At 63.4% G+C, this 7,063-nt stretch carries 9 protein-coding genes; 7 read left to right on the top strand and 2 right to left on the bottom strand.

The genetic code is table 11. The annotated features are described in order from the left end of the window. A partial coding sequence (locus tag JOZ76_RS19810) for a cyanase (RefSeq protein WP_441300062.1) occupies window positions 1-255 on the top strand: 255 nt, incomplete at its 5' end. Window positions 256-342: 87 nt separating this feature from the next. Here the strand turns inward: JOZ76_RS19810 and JOZ76_RS19805 are convergent. Next, complete coding sequence (locus JOZ76_RS19805) at window positions 343-666, bottom strand: DUF1476 domain-containing protein (RefSeq protein WP_291701040.1); 324 nt, start codon at window positions 664-666, stop codon at window positions 343-345. A 309-nt stretch (window positions 667-975) separates the two neighbouring features. Between JOZ76_RS19805 and purC the strand changes: the two genes are divergently transcribed. From purC to JOZ76_RS19780, 5 genes are all read left to right on the top strand, one after another. Continuing rightward, window positions 976-1,743, top strand: a complete 768-nt coding sequence (purC, locus tag JOZ76_RS19800; RefSeq protein WP_008974302.1) for a phosphoribosylaminoimidazolesuccinocarboxamide synthase — start codon at window positions 976-978, stop codon at window positions 1,741-1,743. A gap of 8 nt (window positions 1,744-1,751) precedes the next feature. Further along, complete coding sequence (gene purS / locus JOZ76_RS19795) at window positions 1,752-1,991, top strand: phosphoribosylformylglycinamidine synthase subunit PurS (protein ID WP_291701039.1); 240 nt, start codon at window positions 1,752-1,754, stop codon at window positions 1,989-1,991. Further along, complete coding sequence (purQ, locus tag JOZ76_RS19790) at window positions 1,991-2,692, top strand: phosphoribosylformylglycinamidine synthase subunit PurQ (RefSeq protein WP_291701038.1); 702 nt, start codon at window positions 1,991-1,993, stop codon at window positions 2,690-2,692. Before purS ends, purQ begins: the two co-directional genes overlap by 1 nt. 143 nt (window positions 2,693-2,835) lie before the next feature. Further along, entirely contained in the window at window positions 2,836-3,573 is a 738-nt protein-coding gene (locus JOZ76_RS19785; RefSeq protein WP_366938598.1) for a tetratricopeptide repeat protein, read from the top strand. A gap of 128 nt (window positions 3,574-3,701) precedes the next feature. After that, window positions 3,702-5,042: a DUF1236 domain-containing protein gene (locus JOZ76_RS19780; RefSeq protein ID WP_291701036.1), complete on the top strand. Its 1,341-nt coding sequence runs from the start codon at window positions 3,702-3,704 to the stop codon at window positions 5,040-5,042. 18 nt (window positions 5,043-5,060) lie between these two features. Here JOZ76_RS19780 and JOZ76_RS19775 read toward each other — a convergent pair whose 3' ends face one another. After that, entirely contained in the window at window positions 5,061-5,549 is a 489-nt protein-coding gene (locus JOZ76_RS19775) for a PaaI family thioesterase (protein WP_291701035.1), read from the bottom strand. A gap of 157 nt (window positions 5,550-5,706) precedes the next feature. On the opposite strand from JOZ76_RS19775, the gene purL reads away from it, so the two are divergent. After that, on the top strand, window positions 5,707-7,063 hold a 1,357-nt coding region (gene purL / locus JOZ76_RS19770), incomplete at its 3' end, for a phosphoribosylformylglycinamidine synthase subunit PurL (protein WP_291701034.1).

Below are 7,063 nucleotides of genomic sequence, written 5' to 3'. Positions count from 1 at the left end.
GCGATGCCGCCGACCGATCCCCTGATCTACCGCTTCTACGAGCTCGTGATGATCAACGGGCCGGCCTGGAAGGCGCTGATCGAGGAGGAGTTCGGCGACGGCATCATGTCCGCTATCGATTTCGACATGGTGATGGAGCGCCTGCCCAATCCGAAAGGCGATCGCGTCAAGATCACCATGTCGGGAAAATTCCTGCCGTACAAGTATTATGGCGCGAGCGGCAACGTGCCGGAATACGGCTACAAGGAGGCGTGATAGAGCGGGCTGTCATTGCGAGCGAAGCAATCAAGCGAGCAAGACGCGGGGATTGCTTCGTCCCCACGCTTCGATGGCGCCTGGGTGTTACAGCCCTGCCTTCACCTGGGCCACGGCCTTCGCCATCAGCTCGTCCATGCGGGCGCGAATCTCTTCCTCGCCAGGGTTAACGCCCTTTGCTGCGAGGTCGCCGTTGACCTTGGCGACAACCGCGTTGTCGCCGCCCTCGTCGAACTCGGCGACGACGACTTGCCTGGCGTAGGAATCGGCTTCCGTTCCGGCGAGCCCGAGCCTTTCGGCTGCCCACAGGCCGAGCAGCCTGTTGCGGCGCGCCGCGGCCTTGAACTTAAGCTCCTCGTCCATGACGAATTGCTTCTCGAAGGCCTCTTCGCGCTTGTCGAAAGTGGTCATGACTGGGGTTCCCCCGGGGGTACCGAAACGGTGATTCCGCCGCGTTGCGGTCACTTGTCTGTGTGCTTAAATAAGCAGCGTACGATACCCTGACAACGGGCCATCCGGCCGCAGGCAATGCGGTAAAACTGACACAACGGAGGTGACGATCGATTGTGCTCGATGGACCAATCAGATAGCCTGCGGTCAGGCTCGGTTCTCGTTCTGTTTCCCTAAACCCGGCCTGCACGGCAGCTCCGTCGTGGTCGTGGTCCCTCGTAATCCGGAGCGCACCAATTCATGGATTTCAACAACTCACGGTACATCCCAATGAGCCGGCGGCGTCGCATATATGAAGGCAAGGCCAAGGTCCTTTATGAAGGCCCGGAGCCCGGAACCCTCATTCAGCACTTCAAGGACGATGCGACAGCGTTCAATGCCAAGAAGCACCAGGTGATCGAGGGCAAGGGCGTCCTCAACAACCGGATCTCGGAGTACCTGTTTCAGCATCTCAACGACATCGGGGTGCCGACCCACTTCATCCGCCGCCTCAACATGCGCGAGCAGCTGATTCGCGAGGTCGAGATCGTGCCTTTGGAAGTCGTGGTTCGTAACGTTGCGGCGGGCTCGCTGTCGCAGCGGCTCGGGATCGAGGAGGGCACCCAGTTGCCGCGCTCGATCATCGAGTTCTACTACAAGAACGACCAGCTCAACGATCCCATGGTCTCCGAGGAGCACATCACCGCCTTCGGCTGGGCGACGCCGCAGGAGATCGACGACATCATGGCGCTGGCGATCCGCGTCAACGACTTCCTCACCGGCCTCTTTCTGGGTATCGGCATTCGGCTGGTCGATTTCAAGATGGAATGCGGGCGGCTGTTCGAGAACGAGATGATGCGAATCATCGTCGCCGACGAGATTTCCCCCGATTCGTGCCGGCTGTGGGACATCAAATCGAATGAGAAGCTCGACAAGGACCGCTTCCGCAGGGATCTTGGCGGCCTGCTCGAGGCCTATACGGAAGTCGCCAAGCGCCTCGGCATTTTGATGGAAAACGAGCGGCCGGCCGGCTCCGGTCCGGTCCTGGTCAAGAGCTGAGGTTTGCGGTGAAGGCACGAGTCACGGTGACGCTGAAGTCCGGCATTCTCGATCCCCAGGGCAAGGCGATCGAGGGGGCGCTGAAATCGCTCGGTGTCCAGGGCGTCGCCAGCGTCCGGCAGGGCAAGGTGTTCGACATCGAGCTCGCCGGTGCCGACCGCAGCAAAGCGGAGGCGGCCTTGAAGGAGGCCGCCGACAAGCTTTTGGCGAACACGGTGATCGAGAATTATCGGGTCGAACTGCTCTGATGAAATCCGCAGTCCTCGTCTTTCCGGGCATCAATCGCGAGCGCGACATGGCGCGCGCGCTCAAACTCATCTCGGGCAAGGCACCGGCGATGGTGTGGCATGCGGAGAGCTCGCTGCCCGATGGCACCGACCTCGTCGTGGTGCCCGGCGGCTTCTCCTATGGCGATTACTTGCGCTGTGGCGCGATTGCGGCTCGGGCACCGGTCATGGATGCGGTGCGCGACCATGCCGCCAAAGGCGGTCTCGTGCTCGGGGTCTGCAACGGCTTTCAGATCCTGTGCGAAGCGGGGCTTCTGCCGGGCGTGCTGATGCGCAACGCGCGGCTCAAATTCATCTGCAAGGACGTGCATCTGCGCGTGGAGCGCTCCGATTCGCCGTTCACCCGCGGCTACAATGCGGGGCAGGTGATCCGAGTCCCCGTTGCGCATGGCGAGGGCAATTACGAGGCCGATGACGAGACCTTGAAGCGGCTCGAGGGCGATGGGCGGGTGCTCTATCGCTACTGCTCGGCTGAAGGTGTGGTGGACGAGAGCGCCAACATCAATGGCGCGGCACATTCCATCGCCGGCATCGTCAACGAGCGCGGCAATGTCTTGGGCATGATGCCGCACCCCGAAAACCACGTCGAAAGCATCATGGGCTGCACCGATGGGCGCGGCTTGTTTGCAGGCCTCGTCGCGCATCTCGATCAGGCGGCGTAACGCCGCAAAGCATCCGTTCAGGTCAGCTTTCTAGCGCGGCATTGTGGCAACAGCGTCGTATTCTGTCGCGTTTGAACCTAGGGTTGTTTGACAGCGTCTACCGGGTTATCAAGATACCACTTGTTGGCCTCGGGGGGGACGCCGTGCCGTTTGCATTGGTCTTGTTGCTGCTCGACATTACCCTGATCTATCACGCGTCGCGGACCGGACGGTTGCAGCCCTGGGCCTTCATCATCCTGATGATCCCGGCGCTGGGCGCACTTGCCTACATCGCGGTAGAGCTGATCCCGGAAATGATCGGCAGTCCGGACGTCCAGCGGGCGCGCCGTCGCTTAGCCAGTCGCCTAGACCCGGAAAAGCGCTATCGCGAATTGTCGGACCATTGCGCGGCGGCCGACACGGTTGCGAACCGGTCCGCGCTTGCCGAGGAATGCCTGAAGGTCGGGCGTTTCGACGAGGCCGAGCGTCATTATGACCACATCCTGAAACTGCCGCTCGGCGAAGAACCGGTGGTTGCGCTCCGCAAGGCGCAGGCTCAGTTCGGCCGGGACCGCTATGCCGAGGCGCTCGCAACGCTGGACGATTTGCAGCAGCGCTGGCCGAACTATCAGTCGGCCGACGCCCATCTGCTCTATGCCCGCGCCCTGGCGGAGGCCGGGCGCACCCATGAAGCGCTCGACGAGTACCACGCTCTGTCAGGCTATTTTCCCGGCGCGGAGGCGCGCGTGCGTTACGGCCTGCTGCTCAAGCTCATGGGCCGGACCAGCGAGGCGAAGGTGGTGTTCGCGGAACTGCTCGTTCAGATGAAGCGCGCACCACGCCATGTGCGGAACGCCCAGGCTGAATGGCTGTCCATCGCCGAGCGACAATTGTCCGGCTGAACCGGGCCGGGGCTGTTGGCCGGGTAAAGCCACACCGTGCGATTGGTTGTCGCGAGGGGCGGAACGCTGCGGCGTGCTCCCGGTTATTTTCTCCGACAACAGGGGCGGGGAACGCAGGAGTTCCTCACATGAGAATCAATTGGCTTGGTACCGCTGCAGTCGCTCTTATCCTTGGCACCGGCTCCGCTTTCGCGCAGCAATCGGATCTGCCACGGCGTGATGAAGGCGGCGCACGTTCATCGCTTCCCAGCAAGGGCGCCGAGCGCCCCGCCGCCCGCGAGGAGCGGCCGACCGGTGCCATGGGCGGGATGAACGACCGCGCCGCGCAACGCGAAGGCGGCGCGATGGAACCGCGGCGCGGCGCGGGATCCTCATCGCGCGAGCAGGCGCAGGACCAGCAGCCTCGCGACAGACAGCCGACGCGTCAAAGCCAGGATCAGATGGGCCGCGAGCATTCAACGGTCGGAGAAAGCCAACAGCGTCAGGACGAGCGGACCGGCCGTGACCGGGAGCAGACGACCGAACAGAAGGACCAGCAGAAGCAGGACCGCCGGGCGCTCGATACCGGGAAAGCGGGCCAGTCCAAACAGCAGCAGAGCCAGGAACAACGGCGCAGCGGTCAGACCACCGGTACAGCCCAGCAGGAGCCGAAGCAGGGTCGGGAGGCAGAGGGTACGACCGGACAAAAGGGCCGCGACACCGATCGCACCGCCGACCAGAAGGGACCGGATGCCAACCGCTCCGCGGAGCAGAAACAGACGGGACGCGATCGCAACAATCAGGCCGCCCAGCCGCCATCATCGACCGAGACTCAGGCGGGGCGGCAACCGCAGAACCAGCCTCAGATGACCGGGCAGGCGGGGCAGCGCGACACGACCGGCCAGGCGCAGAACCAGACATCGACGTCCTCGGTGAAGGTCAGCGACCAGCAGCGCACGCAGGTGATCGACCGGCTGCGCCGCGACCGGGACATCGATCAGGCGCGGACCAACATCAACATCCATGTGAATGTCGGCGAGCGGCTGCCAGAGCGGGTAAGGCCGCGTCCACTGCCCGCCGACATCGTGAGCATCGCGCCCGAATATCGCGGCTATGAATACACCGTCATCGAGGACCAGGTGACCATCGTCGATCCGCGAAGCCGCGAAGTCGTCGACATCATTCCCGAGCGCGGTTTTACGGCCGACAGCGGATCCTATCATTCGCGTACGCACATATCGCTCTCGACGGAGCAACGCGAATCGCTACGCCGCGAGGCCTTGAGCGCTGGTTCGACCACGGTCGGATCGACAGCGGGCGGCGGCGGTTCGGGCCAGACCTGCCTGTCGCTGCGGCCGGTGCCGCAGGATCTGGCCCGCGACAATCCCGACCTCGCCTCGTACAGCTACGTCGCCATCGGCGACCAGATCGTGCTGGTCGATCCGCGCGACCGCAGGATCGTCGATGTGATCGATCAGGACAATCGTTGAGCGCGACCAAAACTCTGCCTACCTGGAATCGACGGCCTCTGCGGAGGCCGTCTTTCGTTTCACCCGCTTGATCGTACCGGAGAAGGTGAACACCAGCCGCACGCCCGACTTCAACTGCCCGCGCAGAAAAATCAGGGAGCCGCCGGCGCGGGTGATGGTCCCGGTGCCTTCGATCAGCTCACCCTCGCGCGCGGCATCGAGGAACTCGCAGGCAAACGCCACTGTTACGCCCGGCTCCCGCAAGATGGGACCCGATATCGCGAACAGGCAGTAGTCGGCAAACGCCATGAAGCAGCCGCCATGGACGTTGCCGGCACCGTTGAGATGCTTCTTTTCGACCCGGAAGGCGCAGCGGATCGAGCCGTCGTCCTCCATCCGATGCCAGAACGGCCCGCTGTGGGTCTCGAAATTGTCGCGGCTCCAGGTGCGCCAGCCGGCGAATTCGCCTTCGGTGCCGACATGAAGGTCCGGCCGCTTTGAAAATGCAGATTTTGTCAGGTCATCCACGCTATCAGGCCTTTGTGCTGCAACCCTGGCGTCGTTAAATCCGATCCGCCAACAACGTGCAAATCCTGCAAGCCATACCGTCCTTTAGCTCTGGACAGGTCGGAACAGGGGCCTAAAAGGCCTTTTCCGACCCCTCCGATCTCCCTAATAACTGCCAATGCCAAGCAACCAACCGCAGATCACCCCCGAACTGGTCGCCGCCCACGGGCTGAAGCCGGACGAATATGAGCGAATCCTGAAGCTGATCGGGCGGGTGCCGACCTTCACCGAACTCGGCATCTTCTCGGCGATGTGGAACGAGCACTGCTCGTACAAGTCCTCCCGCATCCATCTGCGCGGACTGCCGACCAAGGCGCCCTGGGTGATCCAGGGGCCGGGCGAGAATGCCGGCGTGATCGACATCGGCGACGGCCAGGCCGTCGTGTTCAAGATGGAGAGCCACAACCATCCGAGCTATATCGAGCCCTATCAGGGCGCGACCACCGGCGTCGGCGGCATTTTGCGTGACGTCTTCACCATGGGCGCGCGTCCGATCGCGTGTCTGAACGCGCTTTCCTTCGGCGCGCCGGAGCACCCGAAGACACGGCATCTGGTATCCGGCGTGGTCGCCGGCATCGGCGGCTACGGCAATTCCTTCGGCGTGCCGACGGTCGGCGGCCAAGTGCGCTTCCACACCCGCTATGACGGCAACATCCTGGTCAACGCGATGGCGGTCGGTCTCGCAGATGCCGACAAGATTTTTTACGCCGCCGCCTCCGGCATGAACATGCCGATCGTCTATCTCGGCTCAAAGACCGGGCGCGATGGCATTCACGGCGCCTCGATGGCCTCGGCCGAATTCGACGAGGATTCCGAGGAGAAGCGGCCGACCGTGCAGGTCGGCGATCCCTTCGCCGAAAAGCTGCTGCTCGAAGCCTGCCTGGAGATCATGGCGGCCGATTGCGTGATCGCGATCCAGGACATGGGCGCGGCGGGTTTGACCTGCTCTGCGGTCGAGATGGGCGCCAAGGGCGATCTCGGCGTCGATCTCGATCTCGACGCGGTACCGACCCGCGAGACCGGCATGAGCGCCTACGAGATGATGCTCTCGGAGAGCCAGGAGCGCATGCTCATGGTGCTGAAGCCGGAGAAGGAGAAAGAGGCCGAGGCGATCTTCAAGAAATGGGGGCTCGATTTCGCTGTCGTCGGCTACACCACGGCGAGCAAGCGCTTTCGGGTCAAGCATGGCGGCGACATCATGGCCGACCTGCCGATCAAGGAGCTCGGCGACGAGGCGCCGGTCTATGACCGGCCGCATGTCGCCTCCCCATCACCTCCCATCATCCACGCGCGCGACATCAAGCCGCCCGTCGGCCTGCTGCCCGCGCTGGAAACACTGATCGGCACGTCCGAGCTGTGCTCGAAGCGCTGGGTCTGGGAGCAATACGATCATGTCATTCTCGGCAACACGATGCAGCGCCCCGGCGGCGACGCCGCCGTGATTCGCGTGCTCGATGGGCCGAAGGGCCTCGCGC

The organism is Bradyrhizobium sp. (assembly GCF_019244115.1).
In the GTDB taxonomy this organism is placed as follows: Bacteria; Pseudomonadota; Alphaproteobacteria; order Rhizobiales; family Xanthobacteraceae; genus Bradyrhizobium.
This window is presented reverse-complemented; position numbering and strand designations above follow the sequence as displayed.

Bases quoted from the DNA above. Each gene is read 5' to 3' on its own strand.
- JOZ76_RS19805 (WP_291701040.1), bottom strand. From the start codon at position 666: ATGACCACTTTCGACAAGCGCGAAGAGGCCTTCGAGAAGCAATTCGTC.
- purC (WP_008974302.1), top strand. From the start codon at position 976: ATGAGCCGGCGGCGTCGCATATATGAAGGCAAGGCCAAGGTCCTTTAT.
- purQ (WP_291701038.1), top strand. From the start codon at position 1,991: ATGAAATCCGCAGTCCTCGTCTTTCCGGGCATCAATCGCGAGCGCGAC.
- JOZ76_RS19780 (WP_291701036.1), top strand. From the start codon at position 3,702: ATGAGAATCAATTGGCTTGGTACCGCTGCAGTCGCTCTTATCCTTGGC.